Annotated in this window: 23 protein-coding genes; 11 read left to right on the top strand and 12 right to left on the bottom strand. The window is 62.5% G+C overall.

Annotated features, from left to right (window positions below):
- Nucleotides 1-24 precede the first annotated feature (24 nt).
- The 9 genes from LUA85_RS18125 to LUA85_RS18085 form a co-directional block, all read right to left on the bottom strand.
- Entirely contained in the window at nt 25-366 is a 342-nt protein-coding gene (locus LUA85_RS18125) for a DUF1491 family protein (protein ID WP_231471687.1), read from the bottom strand.
- Between the two features lies 1 nt (nt 367).
- Entirely contained in the window at nt 368-862 is a 495-nt protein-coding gene (locus tag LUA85_RS18120) for a PaaI family thioesterase (protein ID WP_231471686.1), read from the bottom strand.
- Entirely contained in the window at nt 849-1,310 is a 462-nt protein-coding gene (locus tag LUA85_RS18115) for a PTS sugar transporter subunit IIA (protein ID WP_231471685.1), read from the bottom strand. The genes LUA85_RS18120 and LUA85_RS18115 overlap by 14 nt, the downstream gene beginning before the upstream one ends.
- Nucleotides 1,311-1,478: 168 nt before the next feature.
- Nucleotides 1,479-2,063 carry a ribosome hibernation-promoting factor, HPF/YfiA family gene (gene hpf / locus LUA85_RS18110; protein ID WP_231471684.1) on the bottom strand — a complete coding sequence of 195 codons (585 nt, stop codon included), beginning with the start codon at nt 2,061-2,063 and terminating at the stop codon, nt 1,479-1,481.
- 47 nt (nt 2,064-2,110) lie between these two features.
- On the bottom strand, nt 2,111-2,797 hold the full coding sequence (gene dnaQ, locus LUA85_RS18105) for a DNA polymerase III subunit epsilon (protein ID WP_231471683.1): 687 nt from the start codon (nt 2,795-2,797) through the stop codon (nt 2,111-2,113).
- Nucleotides 2,798-2,845: 48 nt separating this feature from the next.
- Complete coding sequence (gene coaE / locus LUA85_RS18100; protein ID WP_231471682.1) at nt 2,846-3,451, bottom strand: dephospho-CoA kinase; 606 nt, start codon at nt 3,449-3,451, stop codon at nt 2,846-2,848.
- Nucleotides 3,448-4,302 carry a shikimate dehydrogenase gene (gene aroE / locus LUA85_RS18095; RefSeq protein WP_231471681.1) on the bottom strand — a complete coding sequence of 285 codons (855 nt, stop codon included), beginning with the start codon at nt 4,300-4,302 and terminating at the stop codon, nt 3,448-3,450. Before aroE ends, coaE begins: the two co-directional genes overlap by 4 nt.
- On the bottom strand, nt 4,299-4,886 hold the full coding sequence (locus LUA85_RS18090; protein ID WP_231471680.1) for a nucleoside triphosphate pyrophosphatase: 588 nt from the start codon (nt 4,884-4,886) through the stop codon (nt 4,299-4,301). The genes aroE and LUA85_RS18090 overlap by 4 nt, the downstream gene beginning before the upstream one ends.
- Nucleotides 4,887-4,899: 13 nt before the next feature.
- Complete coding sequence (locus LUA85_RS18085; RefSeq protein WP_231471679.1) at nt 4,900-5,742, bottom strand: pyruvate, water dikinase regulatory protein; 843 nt, start codon at nt 5,740-5,742, stop codon at nt 4,900-4,902.
- 337 nt (nt 5,743-6,079) lie between these two features.
- On the opposite strand from LUA85_RS18085, the gene hemE reads away from it, so the two are divergent.
- The gene (hemE, locus tag LUA85_RS18080) at nt 6,080-7,105 is read left to right on the top strand and encodes a uroporphyrinogen decarboxylase (protein ID WP_231471678.1); all 1,026 of its coding nucleotides are present in this window, start codon (nt 6,080-6,082) and stop codon (nt 7,103-7,105) included.
- Between the two features lie 92 nt (nt 7,106-7,197).
- Nucleotides 7,198-7,641 carry a CopD family protein gene (locus LUA85_RS18075; protein WP_231471677.1) on the top strand — a complete coding sequence of 148 codons (444 nt, stop codon included), beginning with the start codon at nt 7,198-7,200 and terminating at the stop codon, nt 7,639-7,641.
- Here LUA85_RS18075 and LUA85_RS18070 read toward each other — a convergent pair.
- The gene (locus tag LUA85_RS18070) at nt 7,638-7,793 is read right to left on the bottom strand and encodes a hypothetical protein (RefSeq protein ID WP_231471676.1); all 156 of its coding nucleotides are present in this window, start codon (nt 7,791-7,793) and stop codon (nt 7,638-7,640) included. The two genes, LUA85_RS18075 and LUA85_RS18070, sit on opposite strands and share 4 nt — an antisense overlap.
- 246 nt (nt 7,794-8,039) lie before the next feature.
- Between LUA85_RS18070 and rho the strand changes: the two genes are divergently transcribed.
- The 5 genes from rho (at nt 8,040) to LUA85_RS18045 (ending at nt 13,481) form a co-directional block, all read left to right on the top strand.
- The gene (gene rho / locus LUA85_RS18065) at nt 8,040-9,296 is read left to right on the top strand and encodes a transcription termination factor Rho (RefSeq protein ID WP_231471675.1); all 1,257 of its coding nucleotides are present in this window, start codon (nt 8,040-8,042) and stop codon (nt 9,294-9,296) included.
- Between the two features lie 90 nt (nt 9,297-9,386).
- Entirely contained in the window at nt 9,387-11,957 is a 2,571-nt protein-coding gene (locus tag LUA85_RS18060) for a helicase-related protein (RefSeq protein ID WP_231471674.1), read from the top strand.
- 13 nt (nt 11,958-11,970) lie between these two features.
- Complete coding sequence (locus LUA85_RS18055; protein WP_231471673.1) at nt 11,971-12,243, top strand: RNA-binding S4 domain-containing protein; 273 nt, start codon at nt 11,971-11,973, stop codon at nt 12,241-12,243.
- Nucleotides 12,244-12,303: 60 nt separating this feature from the next.
- Nucleotides 12,304-12,642: a ferredoxin FdxA gene (fdxA, locus tag LUA85_RS18050; RefSeq protein WP_231471672.1), complete on the top strand. Its 339-nt coding sequence runs from the start codon at nt 12,304-12,306 to the stop codon at nt 12,640-12,642.
- A gap of 314 nt (nt 12,643-12,956) precedes the next feature.
- Nucleotides 12,957-13,481, top strand: a complete 525-nt coding sequence (locus LUA85_RS18045; protein ID WP_231471671.1) for a CarD family transcriptional regulator — start codon at nt 12,957-12,959, stop codon at nt 13,479-13,481.
- Between the two features lie 182 nt (nt 13,482-13,663).
- On the opposite strand, the gene LUA85_RS18040 is transcribed toward LUA85_RS18045, so the two are convergent.
- On the bottom strand, nt 13,664-14,593 hold the full coding sequence (locus LUA85_RS18040; protein WP_231466349.1) for an IS110 family transposase: 930 nt from the start codon (nt 14,591-14,593) through the stop codon (nt 13,664-13,666).
- A 574-nt stretch (nt 14,594-15,167) separates the two neighbouring features.
- Here LUA85_RS18040 and LUA85_RS18035 point away from each other — a divergent pair.
- Entirely contained in the window at nt 15,168-15,962 is a 795-nt protein-coding gene (locus LUA85_RS18035) for a head GIN domain-containing protein (RefSeq protein WP_231471933.1), read from the top strand.
- 99 nt (nt 15,963-16,061) lie between these two features.
- Nucleotides 16,062-16,406, top strand: coding sequence for a hypothetical protein (locus LUA85_RS18030; RefSeq protein ID WP_231471670.1), 345 nt, complete (start codon nt 16,062-16,064; stop codon nt 16,404-16,406).
- A gap of 3 nt (nt 16,407-16,409) precedes the next feature.
- On the opposite strand, the gene LUA85_RS18025 is transcribed toward LUA85_RS18030, so the two are convergent.
- Nucleotides 16,410-17,357, bottom strand: a complete 948-nt coding sequence (locus LUA85_RS18025) for an L-threonylcarbamoyladenylate synthase (protein WP_231471669.1) — start codon at nt 17,355-17,357, stop codon at nt 16,410-16,412.
- 62 nt (nt 17,358-17,419) lie between these two features.
- Between LUA85_RS18025 and LUA85_RS18020 the strand changes: the two genes are divergently transcribed.
- Together LUA85_RS18020 and LUA85_RS18015 are read left to right on the top strand one after the other, a co-directional pair.
- Entirely contained in the window at nt 17,420-19,138 is a 1,719-nt protein-coding gene (locus LUA85_RS18020; RefSeq protein WP_231471668.1) for an acyl-CoA dehydrogenase, read from the top strand.
- Nucleotides 19,135-19,950, top strand: coding sequence for a DUF815 domain-containing protein (locus tag LUA85_RS18015; protein ID WP_231471667.1), 816 nt, complete (start codon nt 19,135-19,137; stop codon nt 19,948-19,950). The genes LUA85_RS18020 and LUA85_RS18015 overlap by 4 nt, the downstream gene beginning before the upstream one ends.
- Nucleotides 19,951-19,956 lie beyond the last annotated feature (6 nt).

The following is a 19,956-nucleotide window of genomic DNA, read 5'->3' as shown; positions in this document are numbered from 1 at the left end:
CGGGGGCGAAGAGTCAACCCGCGTTCACCGGGACGACAGGTTCTCGCAGATGAACTGTTCCACTTTTGCGACAGTCAGTTCGACTATCCACACGTCCGGGTCCTGACGTATCCGGCGGCTCAAATAATCTTCAAATTCTGATTTATTCTCAGATACTTGAGCCTTTACTTCGATCCATTTGCGGCTGCCATCAAGCTGCGGCATCCGTTCGAACAGGCGGCCAAGCCCTTGATTGTCCAGTATAACGATCAGGATGGTCCCGCCGTCTCGCTCGCCCTTGTGAAGGACCATGCCGAAATCGCCTGTGGCCTGCGCCGTGCGGATCAGACCGGATACTTCCAGGTGAGCGGGAAGCCTGCTGTCCATTTCAGGCGAGTGCCGCGCGCAGCCCGGCGTTATAGCCGTCTAGGCTCGACAGCGGGATTCGCGAACGCTGGAAAGTACCGGTGCCGCGCCCGACTTCCTCGCCCTGGGCATCGATCAGGCGCGCTTCGGCAACCAGAACACGGCGGCGGCCGGACACCCAGTGCCCTTCGGCGATCAGCGGCCCTTCGTGAATAGGCTGGGTGAACAGCAGGTTGAATGACGTGGTCAGCAGGAAGCGATCCGTGACAAGGGTATTGGCCGCGTAAAACGCAGCATCGTCGAGCATCTTGAAGTAGATCGTGCCATGCGCCGCGCCCGCCGCATGGAAACAGGCGCGGGTGACATTGAAATGAATGCGAGAAATGCCCTCGGCCACGATTTCAAGCCGCGATTCGAACAGGTTATTGACCGGAGCAGAGCCGTAAAGGCCTTCGAGTGCACGCCAGTGCAGCGCTGCACTGCTATCGCTGCCCGGCCCGAATTCAGGCGGCGTCACGGTCGATCACATTGACCAGCAGACCGTAAAGAGCCTCGGCATTGGGAGCGGAAATCAACCGTTCGTGCATGCGTTCATCGCGCATCAGCCGCGAGATGGCAGCCAAGGCCTGCAAGTGGGTGGCACCCGCCTGCGAGGGCGAGAGCAGGCCGAACACGCAATCGACCGGCATGCCATCGGCCGATGCAAATTCCACAGGGTTTTCAAGCCGGAAGAACGCCGCGACCGGGCGCTCCAATGCATCGATCCGGGCGTGGGGAATGGCGACGCCACGCCCGAAGCCGGTGCTGCCCAGCTTTTCGCGCTCCTCGATACCATCGGCGACCGCATCGAAATCAAGCGCGTAGACATCCGCAAAGCAGCGAGCGAGATCGGCAAGGATCTGCTGCTTGTTATCGGCGCAGACCATGCGGACGGCCAGTTGATCGAGCGTGAAGAGAGCCGTCATAGCGGATGGAATAGATCACAAAATTGCAAATACACGGTGAATTGTGGCGCGCAATGCGCCCGAACGCCGGGGAACGCAAGAGCAAAGCGCGCGGCAGAAGTGCCATCGCAAACGGGGAGCGGACGGTTACGCCCCCTCCCCGTTTTGAACCATCCTTCGGCGTGGCGATTACTTGGGTTCGACCCAGCCGATCGAACCATCGCCCCGACGATAGACCATGTTGTGAACGCCGGTTCCGGCATTCTTGAACATCAGCGCATTGGTGTTGCGAAGATCGAGCATCATCACCGCATCCGAGACGGTGGCCGTCGGCACGTCGACGCGGGTTTCGGCGATGACCAGCGGAGCATCGGCGGGTTCCTCCTCGCCCGCCTCATCATGGGCGAACACGGTATAGGCGGCATCCTGCACGACGAGGTTGGATTCATCGGTCTTGCGCGCGTGATCGGCGTTTTCGTGGCGATCCTTGAGCCGGCGCTTGTAGCGGCGCAGCTGCTTTTCGATCTTGTCGGCCGACTGGTCGAGCGCGGCGTGCGCGTCCTGCGCGATGGCCCCGCCCTTGAGGATCAGACCGTTGGTGACATGTGTGACGATATCGCAGCGGAAACCGCCGTGCGGGGCTTTCCCCATCGTGACATGCGAGGAAAGCGCTCGGGAGAAGTACTTGTCGACGATGGTGGAAAGACGTTCCTCGGCATGTGTCTGCAATGCAGCGCCGGTATCGACCTGGTGTCCCGAAACGCGAATATCCATAAGCTACTTCTCCTGTACACTCGGGCAAGCCGGCCTTGATCACACCATCAGCGTGACCAGATCGGCTCACTGAAACCCGCCATGAATTCTGTATGGCGGGCCAGCTCCTGCGCGCTCGCGGCATGCGGGCGCGGGGAACGGAATACGCGGGTAACCGACGACGTGACGGTCATTGAACCTTCGGTCGGCATCGCCGCTTCTGCAGCGAGTTCGAGACCGATCTGTCTGCCGCCCTGCAGCTCGACATAAAGCTGCGCAAGCAGTTCAGCGTCCAGCAGTGCCCCGTGCAGGGTACGGTGGCTGCGGTCGATCCCGTAACGCGTGCACAAGGCATCAAGGCTGAGCTTGGCACCGGGGTGCTTGCGCCGGGCAATCGCCACCGTATCGATCATGCGATCACGGCTGACGGGTTCAAGCCCGCACGATTCAAGCTCGTTATTGATGAATCCGAAATCGAACCCCGCATTATGCGCGACCAGCGGCGAATCCTGGATGAAATCGAGGAATTCGCCTGCCTTTTCGGCAAATTTCGGCTTGTCCGAAAGGAATGCGATCGACAGGCCATGAACGGCCTCGGCTTCTGCCGGCATATCGCGTTCAGGATTGAAATAGCAGTGATAAACGGCACCCGACGGCACCTTGTTGACCATCTCGATGCAACCGATTTCCACCAGTCTATCCCCCGATCTGGGATCGAGGCCGGTCGTTTCTGTATCGAAAACGATCTCACGCATTAGGGGATATGTGGACCTGCAATCCGGGGCTGGCAAGGGGAGTCGGGTTCAGTCCCGCGGGTTTTTTTCGCGGATAGCCGCGACCAGCGCCGCCACCTGCGCCCGTGTCTGCGCAAGCGTGACGCCAGTATCGATAACGTGCGTGGCGCGGGCGCGCTTTTCGGCATCGGGCACTTGCAGCGAGAGGATATGCGCGAACTTTTCGGGCGTCATGCCCGGCCGGGCCAGCACACGTTCGCGCTGGACAGCAGCGGGCGCGGACACGACCAGCACTGCGTCGAGATCGGCACCGTGGCCCTTTTCGAACAGCAGGGGAATGTCGAAAACCACAAGGGGCGCGGCCATGTGTTCGACCAGAAAAGCCTCACGCATGCGCGAGACGGCGGGATGGACGATGGCTTCGAGGCGCTTGAGCGCCGCGGGATCACCGAATACCTGCGCGCCAAGAGTCTGACGCCTGACGCCTTCGGGACCGGTCGTACCGGGAAATGCGGCTTCGATGGCGGGAAGCAGTTCACCATCCGGCCCCTGCAGGTGATGGACGGCGGCATCGGCATCGAACACTGGTACGCCCAGTTCGCGCAACATCTGCGCGACCGCCGATTTGCCCATCCCGATCGAGCCGGTCAGCCCGGCGATGAACGGGCGGGTCATGCCAGCAGCCTCGCGCGCAGTTCAGCATCAGCCTCCCCGCGCGGCGGCACCGCGCCGAAGAACCGGCGAAAGGCGTGGTCGGCCTGCCCGATCAGCATCGACAGGCCATCGATGGTGACGAAACCGGAATCGCGCGCCGCCTTGAGGAACCCGGTTTCGAGCGGGCTGGTGACGATATCGTAGAATACCGATCCGGGCGGCGCATGGCTGAGATCGAAGGGAAGCGGCGGTTGCCCGGTCATGCCCAGCGCGGAAGCATTGACAACCAGATCGAGGCAACCTTCACGATCGTCGAAGGCGAAATCCGTGGCATCGGCAAAATGATCGAGCGGGGCGACGTGGTGTTCGCCGCCGGGATCGAGTTCATCGAGCAGGGCGCGCGCCTTTTCCACGTTGCGGCCTGCCAGCACGATGACCAGCCCGGCGTCTGCCAGCGCGGCAATGATCGCGCGTGCCGCGCCGCCGGTGCCGAGCACGCGGGCCATGCGGAAATAGTGGGTCTGCGCCAGCAGTGGTTGCAAAGGTTCGAGGAAGCCCGGCGCATCGGTATTGTACCCGATCAGCGCGCCCTGTTCGCGGACGATGGTGTTGACCGCGCCGATTCGCGCGGCGAGCGGATCGAGCCGGTCGAGCAAGGGAATGACCGCCTGCTTGTGCGGCATGGTGACGTTGCAGCCGCGCCACGCAGGATCGGCGTGGCGCGCGGCAAGGTAATCCGCCAGATCATCGGCCTTGACATGGGCGCGGCGATAATCGGCTGCGATGCCCAGCTTCTCAAGCCAGAAACCGTGAATCACCGGCGATTTGGATTGGGCAATCGGATCGCCGATCACTTCGGCATAGGCAGTCACGCTTCGAGTTCTCCGAGATCGCGCAGGGCACCGAGCAGCGCCAGCAGTGGCATGCCCAGCACGGTGAAATGGCTGCCTTCAACCGCTTCGAACAATTGCGCGCCAAGCGCCTCCATGCGGAACACCCCGACGCAGCCCGAAACGGCAGGCCATTCCCTGTGGAGATAGCTCTGGATAAAGCTGTCGGAAAGGCTGCGAACCTTGAGCCGCGCGCATTCAACGTGGCGCCAGACGCATTGGCCATCACGCATCAGCACCGCGGCGGAATGAAGGCGCATTTCGTTGCCGGAAAAGAACGCAAGGTGTTCGGCCGCGTTTTCCCGGCTGACCGGCTTGTCGAACAGGCGACCGCAGACTTCGACCAGCGAATCCCCGCCCAGCACCAGTCGCCCCGGTGCGCCGACCGAAACCGCCAGCGCTTTGGCTTCGGCAAGGATCAGCGCAATATCGCCGGGCGGAACCCCGATCAGTTCACGCTTGATCGCGCCTTCATCGACATGGCCTGCGCGCGCTTCGAACGGAACGCCTGCGGCTTCGAGCATCGCCTTGCGCGAGGCGCTCTGGCTGGCCAGGATCATGGACATAAGCTGATGAAATTCATATCGGTTTTACACCATCACCACTGCCGCCACCGGCGGCGCGTTCGTTGTACAGATTGATCACCGCCGCTGCGGTTTCCTCGATAGAGCGGCGCGAGACATCGATTACCGGCCAGCCGTTATCGGCAAACATGCGCCGCGCATACTGCACTTCGCGCGTGACCTGATCGTTATCCACATAGGCCGTTTCAGGAACCTGGTTGAGCGAGAGCAGGCGGTTGCGCCGCACCGCGATCAGGCGTTCCGGGCTGGTGGTGAGACCCACCACCAGCGGTCGGCCCAACGAAAACAGCATCGGCGGCGGCGGACTTTCGATCACGATGGGAATATTGGCGACCTTGTAGCCGCGGTTGGCCAGGTAGATCGAGGTGGGCGTCTTGGAGCTGCGCGAGACACCCGCAAGCAGGATATCGGCCTCTTCCCAGTTTTCCCAGTTCACGCCGTCATCGTGTGCGATCGTGAACTGGATCGCGTCGACGCGCGCGAAATAGGCCTCATCCATGATGTGCTGGCGGCCCGGTCGCCCCTTGGCCTGCACACCCAATTGCTGCTGCAGGGCATCGGTGACGGTATCGAGCGCAGCAACGCTGGGCAGGCCCAAAGTGACGCAGCGCTTTTCCAGCCGTTCACGCGTTTCAGGATTGACCAGGGTATAAAGCACAAGGCCCGGATTGGCGGCGATTTCACCCATGATACGATCGAGATGCTGCATGGAGCGGACCATCGGCCAGAAGTGGCGCACCACATCTGCGCCATCGAACTGCGCAAGCGCAGCCTTGGCGATCATCTCCAGCGTTTCGCCCGTGGAATCCGACAGGAGATGCAAGTGCAACCGCTGCATTTTGGCGCTTTCATGGGGGGCCGGGAAAGCCTTGTGGAAACAGGACCGATAAACCACGGGACAGCGTCGGGCACAAGTTGAACGGGCGATTCCATGCTTGTTTCCCGCCCTTCCCACCTCCGGTTGTGGACAGGGGGACAGGCTTTTCCCCAGCCTGTGGAGAGCGGTGAGAACTTGTTCTTGACCTGATTTCGGGCAGAGTCGGACATGTGGAAAAGGGTGGAAGCGGACTCACAAATCGGGCAGAGCGCCGCAATCCCCGCTTTCCACAGGGCCAACTAACACCATCAACCTGATTCTAAGAATCTAGTTTAAGTAGAATGGATCGAAACCCGCGATGCCCGGCCCGCTTCTCGATACGCTCCAGGGTGCCAATCTTGCCCGTCGTCCGATCTGGCTGATGCGACAGGCCGGGCGTTACCTGCCCGAATATCGCGCCCTTCGCGCAGAACGCGGCGGGTTCCTCAAGCTGGTCTACGATACCGATGCTGCGGCTGAAGTAACCGTGCAGCCTATCCGGCGCTTCGGCTTTGACGGTGCGATCCTGTTTTCCGACATCCTGATCGTGCCTTATGCGATGGGGCAGGACTTGCAGTTTCTGGCTGGCGAAGGCCCGCACCTCTCGCCACGCCTCATCGATGCCACGCTGGAAAGCCTCACAGCCGTGCCTGAGCGTCTTGCCCCGATCTATGAGACGGTGGCCAAGGTAAAGGCGCAGATCGGCCCTGAGACGACGCTGCTGGGCTTTGCAGGCAGTCCGTGGACGGTGGCGACGTACATGGTCGCAGGCGAAGGCAGCCGCGATCATCACGATACGCGCGCCATGGCCTATCGCGATCCGGGTGCATTCCAGGCGATCATCGATGCGATCGCGGACGTGACCATCGAATACCTCTCAGGCCAGGTCGAGGCGGGCGCAGAAGGCCTGCAACTGTTCGATTCATGGTCGGGCAGCCTTGCCCCTGCCCAGTTCGAACGCTGGGTCATCGCACCCAACGCCAGGATCGCCGCCGCAATGCAGCGCCGCTATCCGCATGTTCCGGTAATCGGGTTCCCCAAGGGTGCGGGCGAAAAGCTCGCCGCCTATGCCCGTGAAACCGGGGTCAACGCGGTGGGTGTGGACGAAACCATCGACCCGCTGTGGGCCGCGCGTGAACTGCCCGCGAACATGCCGGTACAGGGCAATCTCGATCCGCTGCTGCTGCTGTCCGGCGGCGCGGATCTGGCGGTGCAGACCATCCGTGTGCTGGAAGCATTTGCCGACCGCCCGCACGTGTTCAATCTGGGCCACGGCATCGGCCAGCACACACCCATCGAAAATGTCGAGCAATTGCTGAAGATCGTGCGAAGCTGGTCGCGCTGATCCTCTCCGCCACACGAATCAACGTCTTGCAAACCACGGTTTCCGCGCCGAAATAGCCCGCATGGGCGCATAGGCAGGCGGAACCGCAACTCATGCAGCAGGTACTGGCGATGATCTATCTCTGGCTGAAGGCCGGCCATCTCATTTTCGTGATCTTCTGGATGGCGGGCCTGTTCATGCTGCCGCGCTTCTTCGTGTATCATCAGGAAGCACCGTTGGGATCGCCGGAAAACGCGGTGTGGGTGGACCGCGAGGCCAAGCTGATGAAGATCATCATGTGGCCTTCGCTGATCGTTGTCTGGGTGCTCGGCCTTGCGCTGGCGATGAGCATCGGCGCCTTTGCGCAAGGGTGGTTCCACGCCAAGCTGGCGCTGGTGCTGGCGCTGACCGGCTATCACTTCTGGCTGGCGAATTACGCGCAGATGCTTGCCGCCGGCCAGCGCCGGTTGACCGGCCGGAAGCTGCGCATGCTCAACGAAGTGCCTGGCATTGCTGCCGCGCTGATCGTGATCTTGGTAATCGTGAAGCCGTTTTAACCGCGCAGGGTTCGCAAACCATCGCGCATCGCATTGCGCAGCAGTGTGGCCGGTGCGCGCAATTGCTTCCATTGCGATCCCCAGGCGTTGGCCTTGGGCTGTGGTGCGGCAGTGCGCGGGAACGGGGGACGATGGCGGGGCAGCTTGATCATCGGACGTATCTCTCTTCAGGTCTCTCGTGCGGGCCGGATTTTCTCCGGCTCCATCCTGCCAACACTTTGCCACGGCCTAGGTTTCCACGCGAATGATTCTGCGTGATTGACTAAGCCTGCGCGCAGGAATATCTCCGCGACCGACCGGAAACAGATGCGCTGCCCCGTTGCAGCCGCCCTCTCGCTTTCTCCAAGCCCTTTAGAGGCTTCCGGCCATTTCCAGCCTTTGCCTTGGATACCCGTGATATGCATTTGAAAGACTTGAAGAAGACACCCCCCGCCGAGCTGGTCCAGATGGCCGAAGAGCTTGAGGTCGAAGGCGCGAGCACATTGCGCCGCCAGGACCTGATGTTTGCGATCCTCAAGGAAATGGCCGAAGATGGCGAGGAAATCCTCGGCATCGGCACGATCGAAGTCCTGCCGGATGGCTTCGGCTTCCTGCGCAGCCCCGAAGCCAATTACCTTGCCGGGCCGGACGACATCTACGTTTCGCCCAATCAGGTCCGCAAATGGGGACTGCGCACGGGCGATACCGTGGAAGGCGAAGTGCGCGCACCCAAGGATGGGGAGCGCTATTTTTCGATCACGCGGCTGATCAAGGTCAACTTCGATGATCCCGATGCGGTGCGCCACCGCGTCAACTTCGATAACCTGACGCCGCTTTACCCGGATGAGCGCCTGCGCCTCGACACGCTGGACCCTACGGTCAAGGACAAGTCGGCGCGCGTGATCGATCTGGTCAGCCCGCAGGGCAAGGGCCAGCGCGCACTGATCGTCGCCCCGCCGCGCACTGGCAAAACCGTGCTGCTGCAGAACATGGCCAAGGCGATCACCGACAATCATCCTGAAGTGTTCCTGATCGTCCTGCTGGTCGATGAACGCCCGGAAGAAGTCACCGACATGCAGCGCAGCGTGAAGGGCGAGGTCATCTCCTCGACCTTCGACGAGCCTGCCACCCGGCACGTTCAAGTGGCCGAAATGGTGATCGAAAAGGCCAAGCGCCTGGTCGAACACAAGCGCGACGTGGTGATCCTTCTGGATTCGATCACGCGCCTTGGCCGTGCCTACAACACGGTTGTTCCGTCATCGGGCAAGGTGCTGACCGGCGGTGTTGACGCCAACGCCCTGCAGCGCCCCAAGCGCTTCTTCGGTGCGGCGCGCAACATCGAGGAAGGCGGCTCGCTTTCCATTATCGCCACCGCGCTGATCGATACCGGCAGCCGCATGGACGAAGTGATCTTTGAAGAGTTCAAGGGCACTGGCAACAGTGAAATCGTGCTGGACCGCAAGGTTGCGGACAAGCGCATCTTCCCGGCGCTCGACGTGGGCAAGAGCGGCACCCGCAAGGAAGAATTGCTCGTCGCCAAGGATCAACTTTCGAAGATGTGGGTCCTGCGCCGCATCCTGATGCAGATGGGCACCATCGATGCGATGGAGTTCCTGCTCGACAAGATGAAGGAATCCAAGACCAACGAGGATTTCTTCGCCACGATGAACCAGTAAGGCCTGACATTTCGGGCAAGAGATTGAGGGCGGGGATAAATTCCTCGCCCTCGCTTGTTTCGGCGCATGATGCCCGCCACATTCGCATCCATGGCAACCCGCACGCCAACCCGGACTACGCCCGCCCAGCCCCGGCGGACTGCCCATACCGGCGCGGTCAAGGCCGTGCTCGGCCCGACCAACACCGGCAAGACGCATCTGGCGATCGAACGCCTTTGCGCGCATTCATCGGGCGCCATCGGCTTTCCGCTGCGGTTGCTGGCGCGCGAGGTCTATGACCGGGTCTGCGCGATCAAGGGACATGACAAGGTTGCGCTGATCACCGGCGAGGAACGGATCGAGCCGAAAGGCGCGCGCTGGCACTTGTGTACGGTGGAGGCGATGCCTTCGCGCCCTGATCTTGCCTTCGTGGCACTCGATGAAGCCCAGCTTTCCGCCGATCCCGAACGCGGCCATGTGTTCACCGACCGCCTGTTGCACACGCGCGGGCGCGAGGAAACGATGCTGCTGGGATCGGCGACCTTGCAGCCGATGATCAAGGCGCTGGTGCCCGAAGCGGAAATCGTCTCACGCCCGCGTTTTTCCACGCTGACGCATGTCGGCGCAAAGAAGCTCTCGCGCATTCCTCCGCGCAGCGCGATTGTCGCGTTCAGTGCCGAGCAGGTTTATGTGATGGCGGAAATGCTGCGCCGTTTCCGGGGTGGCGCGGCGGTGGTGATGGGTGCGCTATCACCACAGACGCGCAACGCCCAGGTGGCAATGTATCAGTCGGGCGAAGTGGATTATCTTGTGGCGACCGATGCCATCGGGATGGGGCTGAACCTGGATGTGCATCACGTGGCATTCGCGGGGCTTTCGAAGTTCGACGGCCACCGTCAGCGCCGGTTGACCACGGCGGAAATGGCGCAGATCGCAGGCCGCGCCGGGCGGCACCAGCGCGATGGCACGTTTGGTACGCTGGCGGGCCAGGGAACCATGGGGGGCGGGCATGATCCTGAGTTCACCCCGGAAGAAATCTACGCGATCGAGGAGCATCGCTTCCCGCCGCTGACCCGGTTGTTCTGGCGCGAAGCCGAGCCACGGTTCGACAGCCTGGCGACGCTGATCGAGGATCTGGAAAGTGTGCCGCCACGGCCCGAACTGGCAACGCCGCCGCAGTCCATCGATCTGGCAGTGCTGAAACGGCTGGCCGAAGAACCGGATACGTCCGACGTTCGGGGTGCGCGGATGGTCCGGCGTTTCTGGGATGTATGCCGTCTGCCCGATTTCCGCCAGCAGGGCGAGGAGACGCACAGCCGGTTTGTCGCGCGGTTGTGGCAGGACTTGCGCCATGGTTATCTCGGTGCCGATTTCGTGGCGCAGGCGATTGCCCAGCTCGATGTTCCAACAGGGGATATCGACACGCTGCAAGGGCGAATTTCGGCAATCCGGTCATGGTCGTACATCGCACAGCGGGCCGATTGGGTGCTGGCGCACGATGAGATGGCGGCGCGCGCGCGGGCGGTGGAAACGCGGCTGTCCGATGCCCTGCACGCGCGGCTGACCGAGCGTTTCGTGAACCGCCGTACCACCGTGCTGATGCGCAAGGCAGGGGCCGATGCAGGTCTTTTGCCGGTGCGGCTGTGCGATTCCGGGGCGGTGCTGGTGGACGATGAACCCATTGGCCACCTTGAGGGCTTCCGGTTCGTTGTCGATCCCCTGGCGCGCGCGGCTGACCGTAAATTGCTGCTGGCAGCGGCTGAACGACATTTGCCTGGCCTGCTGGAAGCGCGCGGTGTTGAACTGATTGCGAGCGCTGCCAAGGCGGACGGGCTGGTGCTGGAGAAGGACGCGCTGGTGTGGCGCGGAATTGCGGTGGCACGACTGGAGCGCGGGCGCAGTCTTCTGAAGCCGCGAATCAAGCCCGATGCGGCGCTCGACCGCCTTTCACCTGTGTTGAAAGGCCGGGTGGTACAGGGAATGCAGGACTGGTTTTCTGCCCATGTTGCACGGCTGTTGGCTCCGCTGGTCACGCTTGACGAGGCAAGCCGTGCCAGCGAATCCGGCGCGAACCTGCGCGCCTTGCTGCTGCATCTGGTCGAGGCGGGCGGCGTGTTGCCGCGTGAAGGGTCTGGCCTTGATCGGCTCGATCCGGCGCAACGCGAACGCATGAAGAAGCTGGGCGTCAGGATCGGCGCACTGGACCTGTTCGTGCCGGCGATGCTGCGGCCGGTGCCGCTTGGTCTTTGGGCCACGCTGGCATGGGTGTGGGGAGCGAAAGCGCTTATCGCCACACCTGAAACGGCCAGCCGGGTAATCGGGGGCAAGCAGGCTGTTGCCGGGTATCGCCGCCTTGGCGCGGAATCGCTGCGCGTGGACCTTGCCGAAAAACTGCTGCACGCCGCCCACCGCACGCGATTGACTGCCAGGGGACGGCGCTTCTTCGTCGATCCTGCGCTGGCGCGGTCGATGGGGCTTTCGACCGCAAGCTTTGCAGCCTTGCTGCGCGCAGGCGGCTTTCGCGTGTTCACGGGTCGTGTCCTGTCACAGGGCGCTTACGGGCCTGCTATGCCGCCGCTGTGGGAATGGCGACCTGTGCGTCAGGGCACAGTGCAGAAGGTGGCGCCGGTGCCGCCATCCACCGGCGCATTTGCCGCGTTGGCGGAACTTGTGACACGGTAAGGGAGAACGCGCATTGCGGATCGACAAGGTGTTGTGGTTCCTGCGATTTTCCGGTTCACGCGGAATGGCGCAGGAATGGGTGGCCGATGGCCACATCCGCATCAATGGCCGCCGTGTCGCTCGTGCAAGCGCGGATGTGAAGTGCGGCGATGTCCTGGTGCTCCCTTTGCCGACACGGGTCCGGGTGATCGAGGTTCTGACCTTGCCGGAACGGCGCGGACCGGCCGTGGAAGCGCAGGGTTGCTATCGGGTACTCGATGGTGCCACGGAAAATCTGGACTCTTGACGATCCGGGTACAAGGCCTCTAGCACGGCTTCAAAGAGATACTGAGGGACGAAATTCGCCATGACCTATGTCGTCACAGATGCCTGCATTCGCTGCAAATTCATGGATTGCGTCGAGGTTTGCCCCGTCGACTGCTTCTATGAGGGCGAAAACATGCTGGTAATCAACCCCAGCGAATGCATCGATTGCGGCGTGTGCGAACCCGAATGTCCGGCCGAAGCCATCCTGCCCGATACCGAATCAGGCCTGGAGCAGTGGCTTGAATTGAATGCGAAGTTCTCGGCCGAATGGCCCAATATCACGGCGAAGAAGGATGCGCCCGACGATGCTGATGAGCACAAGGGCGAAGAAGGCAAGTTCGACAAGTACTTCTCGGCAGAGCCGGGCGAAGGTGACTGATCCGGCGCGTTTGCGCCGCGTCATCCCGTGCTGAAATCGGCCCTGTTGCCGCCGATCTGGCGGTGACAGGCTATTTCGTGTGCGTTGCGCACATACAGGGCTGGTAATTTTATTGCCGAAGTGTTATACCCTTAGCCAAGCGCCGGTGGGTTCATACCTGTCCGGCGTCTTTTCACCACGAAAAGGCAGGACAGAAAAGCAAACGGATCGCTGGGCCTCGCAAGACCGCCTGATGGGCGGTGCCTTGATGCTTTCTCCCCGATGAAGCACCCCGCGACCGCTGGCACGTCCCGCCCGCGTCGAAAGGAATACCAATGGCAGTCAAGGCTCTCGCCTTCGATGTTGGGGACTACGTCGTTTATCCAAAGCATGGTGTCGGCCGGGTGGTCGAACTTCAGGACGAAGAAATTGCCGGCATGAAGCTGCAGCTCTATGTGCTGCGCTTCGAAAAGGAACGCATGACGCTGCGCGTTCCGGTAAACAAGGTCGAAGCCATCGGCATGCGCAAGCTGTCTTCGGACAAGACGCTGCGCGAAGCGCTCGATACGCTCAAGGGCAAGCCCAAGGTCAAGCGCACCATGTGGTCGCGCCGCGCCCAGGAATATGAAGCGAAAATCAATTCGGGCGATTTGGTTTCGATCGCCGAAGTGACGCGCGACCTGTTCCGTGCGGACGACCAGCCCGAACAGTCCTATTCCGAACGGCAGATCTTCGAAGCGGCTTCGTCGCGCCTTGCGCGTGAACTCGCGGCGATGGAAAAGACCGACGAGCCTGCCGCGCTCAAGAAGATCCTCGCGATCCTCAACGAACACGCGCCAAAGTACTACGAAACGGTCTGATCCGCTTCTCCGCTAAAGCGCAGCAAAAGGCCTCCGGGAAACCGGGGGCCTTTTTCTTTGGCGATTATGCCGTTTGCAAACACGGGCCGTAGAGCACCCTCCCCGCTGCGACTAATGCTTCTTGCAGAAGCGCAAGTCTCGGCCCCCTCCCTAAAGGGAGCGACTATCTGACAGGTCAAGTGTCACTGACCAATTTCAGCTCTTGTTTCGCGTGCTTTTGCGTTGAGTCGGACGAGCAGTTTTCGGGCGAGGGCGATGCGGACGACCATTTTGGGTTTACCTTGGTCGAGCAGGCGTTGGCGGAACTCTGCCATGGCCGGATCGAATTTTCGCACGATGTCGGCGACGAGGAAGAGGATCGAGCGGACAGAGCTTCTTCCACCACGGATAGATCGGGCACCGGATCGTTTGCCGCTGTCGTTCGCGATGGGCGCAAGGCCTGCAAGTTTGGCGATGGCCTTGTTCGACAGGGTTCCGATTTCGGGCAGTTCGGCCAGCAGGGTGGCAACGGTGCGATCTGCCACGCCCTTGACCGAGCGCAGTGTGCGATCAAGCGCGGTCCAGACGGGATCGTGTTCGATCAGGCCTGCGATTTCACGGGCCAGCGCTTTGGCTTGGGTATTGAAGAAGGCGATGGCCTCTTTCAGGCTGGCAAGGGCAAGCGGATCGCGGGTGGAATGCAGGCGCTGCTTTTGCACCGTGATATCGCCTGTCACTTGCCGCAACCGGGCAGAAAGCGCGCTAAGCCTTTGTTGTTCGTCGCAAGGTGGCGGCGTTGGCCGTAGCCGCCGTGCCGCAGCAAAGCAGGCGATGACCTCTGCATCGATACGGTCGGTCTTCTCCAGCCGCCCCATCGCCTCGGCAAAATGCCGTACCGCTCTGGGATTGGTCAGGGCACAGGGCATGCCTGCGCGCCACAGCGCCAGGAATGCGTCCTGTTCGAGCCCGCCACTGGATTCCATCACCACCAGCCCTGCGCCATGGCGACCGGCCCAGTCCACCAACGCAGCAATCCCCGCCTCATCATTGGCGAACCGGCGATAGCCGCCGGCCTCGATCCAGCCATCAAGCCAGGCCTTGCTAACATCCACTCCACAAATCGTTTCGATCACGGTAACCTGCCTTGTCCGTACGGTTGAGACACCTGCCGACTATTCGGTCGTGCGTGACAAGCGGTGCTGGTCCCAGGCTCCCTTACGGTTACTGCCTGAGGGGTGACGGGCGACAGCACCGCAGCGCCGGGGTGGGTGGCCACCCACCCCGGCGATCAGCCGATTACATCGCAATCAACCAACAACGTCCAGATACAAGGGGCTGGGGGGTGGGTTTACAGCGCCTGCGTTTGCCAACGATAATCACCTTTTGTCTGGAGCGGGCGGGTCGTTTCGCGCTGAGGCGCAGGGGAAGCAGAGTGCGCGGAGATACCGCTTACGGCGAAGCCGTCTTCTGATTCACCGCAAGGTCCGAGGCGAGGTTGGCGGGGAGAATGGCCTGACGGCCTTGCGCATTTCCTCGGCGCTCCCGGCCTCCGCTGCGCCTCGGCGTGAAACAAGCTGGCAAGCTTGCAGCGCAGCACCCTGCACCGACCAACCTCCCGTCCCGATCCACGAACGACGTGGCGAGGATCGTATTGCCGTGTTATATCGGCAATACAGTCAACGAAGGTTTGGCAGGAGAGATTCCGTGATGCTGCAATCGCTTGTTCGTGCACCCCTGATCCGTGCCTTGGCCGGTGTGGCCGTGCTTGGCATCGCCACCGCACTGGGCGGCTGCGATACGTCGAACATTTCGTTCAACGGCAAGAAGGGTGTGCCGCTGGGCGAGCTTGACATGACCGGTCCCTCGCCCACCGCGATCACGCTGCTTGGCCCCGATAATGTCCGCGTGATCCGGGGCGACAGGCTGGCCATCACCGTCGAAGGCGAAGGTGCCGACAAGCTGCGCTTTGCCTTGTCCGACGGCGAGCTTGGCATTGCGCGTGAAGACTGGAAAATGGGCACTGGACAGCGCCCGGCCATGGTCAACGTGACCCTGCCGATGCTGAGCGAAGTCGTGTTGGCCGGATCGGGCAATCTGACGGCTGACCAGATCGGTGGCGGCGAAGCGAAGATCGTTGTGGCGGGATCAGGCCTGGTCGAGGCGCGCGCGGTCGATGCGACCAAGCTGAACGTGGATGTCGTCGGATCAGGCAAATTGCGCGCCGGCGGCAAGGCGAAGGAAATGAAGCTGACCGTGGCCGGCAGCGGCGACGCCGAGATGGACGGGTTGAACGTCGACACGGCCAAGGTTGACGTTGCCGGATCGGGCAATGCGCGCTTTGCTTCCAACGGCCACGTCAACGCCAATATCATGGGATCGGGCGAAGTGCGGGTTTTCGGCCGCGCAACCTGCAAGGTCTCGTCAATGGGATCGGGCAAGCTGGTGTGTGAGGCCGGGGTGACGCCGGATACCGGCCGCAGCGAGGCAGCCGTCGAAAAGTGAGGATTTGATTCCCAATTCATCGACTCACCGCATCGGACCAATGCCGGTCTTGCCAAAGACTTCGCGCCATGGGATTTTTGAGCGGCGAAGGAGTGTTGGATGGGATTGCGCAACCTTGCCGTTCTGCTGGTATTGACGAGCCTGCCGGGCTGTGTCGCCAAAAGTGCTTTTGATCTGGCGACCCTGCCGGTCAGGGCCGGTGCGCGCGCGGTCAACACCACCGCCGATGCCTATGATCGCGTCACCGTCAGCGATTCCGAGCGTGACCAGAAGCGCGGGCGCGAAATCCGCAAGCGCGAGGAGCGCTATGGCGAGCTTTCGCGCGATTACGACCGCGCGCTGAAGAAGTGCGACCGGGGCAATGACGACGCCTGCGCCGATGCGCGCGAGATCTATGGCGAAATGAACGCGATGCGCAGCTCGGTTCCCTACGAGCGCAACTGAACCTCAGGCAGCAGCGCGACGCAAGCGATCGTTGATCGCCACACCGATGCCGTGGTGTGGGATTGGCGCTATGGCTATGCGATCATGCGGAGCCGCAGCGCCCAGATGGAGGCACGCGTAAAGCCGCGCGGCGGCCTCTGCCAGATCGCCCGTGGATGAAAGCGAGACATCGCCGGTCACTGCGCCGAAGCCGATCAGGAATTCGTCCTCCCCTGCCCCTTGTGCATCGAGCCGGACCGGCTTGCCCGGCGCATAGTGGCTGGTCATCTGACCGGGTGCTTCGATTTTGGGTGAAGCTGGTGTGGCACTTTCGGCCCCAAGGACGTGAGCGATTTCCGCTTCGGTAATTGGGCCGGGCCGCAGAACGGCCCATGTGCCATCGCTGCGCAAGGCAACGATGGTGGATTCAATGCCCCGTTCAGTCTCCCCGCCATCGAGAATCAGATCGACCCGGTTCCCCAGCGAATCGGCAACGTGCGCGGCGCTGGTCGGGCTGACTCCGCCGCTGCGGTTGGCAGAGGGTGCCGCCAGCGGCAATCCACAGGTTTTCAACAGGGCCTGCATCACCGGATGGGCCGGGCAACGCAGGGCCACGGTGGGCAATCCCGCGCTGACCGCTGCGGCCAGTGCAGCCCCCTCGCGGCGAGGCAGGACCATGGTCAGCGCACCCGGCCAGAACGCATCCGCCAGCGCGATGGCGCGATCATCGAACAGCGCAAAGTGCTGCGCTGCCGTAACGTCGGGGACGTGCACTATCAGGGGATTGAAATCGGGACGGCCTTTGGCACGATAGATGCCTGCGACGGCGGCATCGTCGTCTGCCCGTGCTGCCAGACCATAGACGGTCTCGGTCGGCACGGCCACGGTGCCACCACTGGCGATCACGCGCGCGGCCTCGGCAATGCCGCTGGCATCGGGCAGATGCACTCTGGAAGGCTTTGTCGGCTCCATGGCTTCCCGCTATAGGGAGCGCGCCGGACCGCGCAAGCGCGGCCGCATGGGAGAGCCAAGCCATGACCTTCACACCGCCAAGTACCGATCAGCTCCTTGCCATAACGGTAAGCGTCGGACTTGATGAACTGGCCGCGCACGAGCGGTTTTCCGCCGCTACGCCCGATCTGGTCGAAGCGATTGTTGCGGGGGTGGGCGCGTTTGCAGCAGGCGAATGGGCGCCGCTACATCGGATTGGCGATCAGGTTGGCGCACAGTGGGCAGAAGGCGTTGTCACCCTGCCTGAGGGTTACACTGCGGCCTATCGGGCCTTTGTCGAGCAAGGCTGGGGTTCCATTGCCGGACCGGAAGCATTCGGCGGTCAGGGCTTGCCGTTCACGCTGGCCACCGCTGTCCTGGAAACGCTGGGCGGAGCCAACATGGGTTTCACCCTGCTGCCGATGCTGACCGTTGGTGCGATCGAAGCGCTGGATCATCATGGCAGTGCCGCGCAGAAGGCGCTCTACCTGCCCCGGCTGATCAGCGGCGAATGGTCGGGCACGATGAACCTGACCGAGCCACAGGCCGGGTCAGACGTCGGCGCGCTGCGCACCACTGCTACGCCGATCAGCGAAGGCCCTCATGCGGGCAAGTACCGGATCGCGGGGACGAAGATCTTCATCACGTTTGGCGATCACGATGCGACGCAGAACATCGTGCATCTGGTGCTGGCGCGTCTGCCGGATGCGCCGGATGGTTCACGCGGGATATCCCTGTTCGTCGTGCCGAAGTTTCACGTGGAACATGACGGCAGCCTTGGTCCGCGCAACGACGTGAGCTGCGTTTCGATCGAGCACAAGCTGGGCATCCATGCCTCGCCCACCTGCGTGATGTCGTTCGGCGATCATGGCGAATGCATTGGCGAGATGGTCGGCGCTGAAAACGGCGGCCTGCGCGCGATGTTCACGATGATGAATTCCGCGCGGATCAATGTGGGGTCACAGGGTGTACAGATTGCCGAGCGCGCGCTGCAACAGGCCAGCGCTTATGCGCGGGACCGTGTGCAGTCGCCGCGCGCCGGATCGCCCGACAAGACCCCGGTGGCGATTATCGAGCATCCCGATGTGCGGCGCATGCTGATGCGGATGCGCGCGCTGACCGAGGGGGCGCGGGCGTTGCTGTATTATACCGCTGGCCAGGTGGACCGGGGCACACTGGGCCATGAAGCTGCGCAGAAGCGCGCCGAACTGCTTGTGCCGATGCTCAAGGCGTGGGGGACCGATATCGGCTGCGAGGTGGCGAGTCTGGGCATTCAGGTGCACGGCGGCATGGGCTTTATCGAGGAAACCGGCGCGGCCCAGCATTATCGCGACGCGCGCATCGCGCCGATCTATGAAGGCACCAACGGCATTCAGGCGGCGGACCTTGTCACGCGCAAGCTGGCTTACGAAGATGGCGGCGTTCTTCAGAGCCTGATGGCGCAGATTGTCGCCGAGATGGAAGACGTGCCCGAAGTGGCGGCGCTTGCCAGAGATGCGGCCGCCATCGGCCAGTGGATGAGCGAGACGGCTTCGCTGGACGACAAGCTGGCGGGATCGGTTCCGTTCACGACAATGTGCGCCGTGGCCGTGGCGGGGTGGCAACTGGCGCGGCAGGCACGCGCATCGGGTCAGCATGCCAAGACGGCCGTGACGAGGTTCTTCAACCGGGTGATCGTGCCCGAAGCGCGCGGGCTGGGATCGTCTGCCATGTCTGGCGCGGCGCTGCTTTATGATCTTGATAGTGAGGCATTGGCTGGATGAGTGAAGCATTGTTGTTGCGGATTGCCGAAGCGCTGGAGCGGATCGCGCCGCCCGCGCTGCCGGATACGGACTGGTACGCTTTTCCGGCCTATGTCTGGGATGGCAAGGGTGCGCGCGGCATCGCACGGCTTGACGCACCTGCGCTCGCGCTGATGCAGGGCATCGACAAGCAGAAGACCGCGGTGGTCGAAAACGTCGCGCGGCTTTCACGCGGGGCGGCTGCGCATGACATGCTACTGTGGGGATCGCGCGGCATGGGCAAGTCTGCCCTGTTGCGCGCGGCCACGCTGGCGGCACAGGAAGCGCTTCCGGGTTCGATTGCGCTGGTGCAGGCCAGCCCCGATGCGGGTCTGGCCGATCTGTTCAGCATATTGCGCGGGGTGCAGCGCAGTTTCCTGGTATTTCTCGACGATCTTGGCTTTGACGCGGGCGATTCAGGCGGCGCGCGCAAGCTGCGGTCATGGCTGGAAGGTGGCGTGGAAGCGCGGCCTGCCAATGTGCGGCTTGCGGTAACCTCCAATCGCCGCGCCATCGTCGAACGGCACTTGTCCGAACAGGACGATCCGATCAACCAGCGCGACGTGGTCGACGATCGTCTGGCGCTGGCGGATCGCTTTGGCCTGAGCCTTGGCTTCCATAACTGCACTCAGGACGAATACCTTGCGATCATCGCCGGCTATGGCGCGCATTACGGGCTGGAATATGCCGAGGCCGATGCGCTGGAATGGTCCAAGCGCCGGGGCGGTCGTTCGGGCCGCGTGGCCTGGCAATTCGTCAATGAACTGGCTGGACGGGCCGGACGCTCGCTTTGAGCGACC

Origin of the sequence: Novosphingobium sp. CECT 9465 (assembly GCF_920987055.1) — a bacterium.
Lineage (GTDB): Bacteria > Pseudomonadota > Alphaproteobacteria > Sphingomonadales > Sphingomonadaceae > Novosphingobium.
Note: the sequence above shows the minus strand (reverse complement) of the source record. Positions and strands in the feature narration are given on the sequence as shown.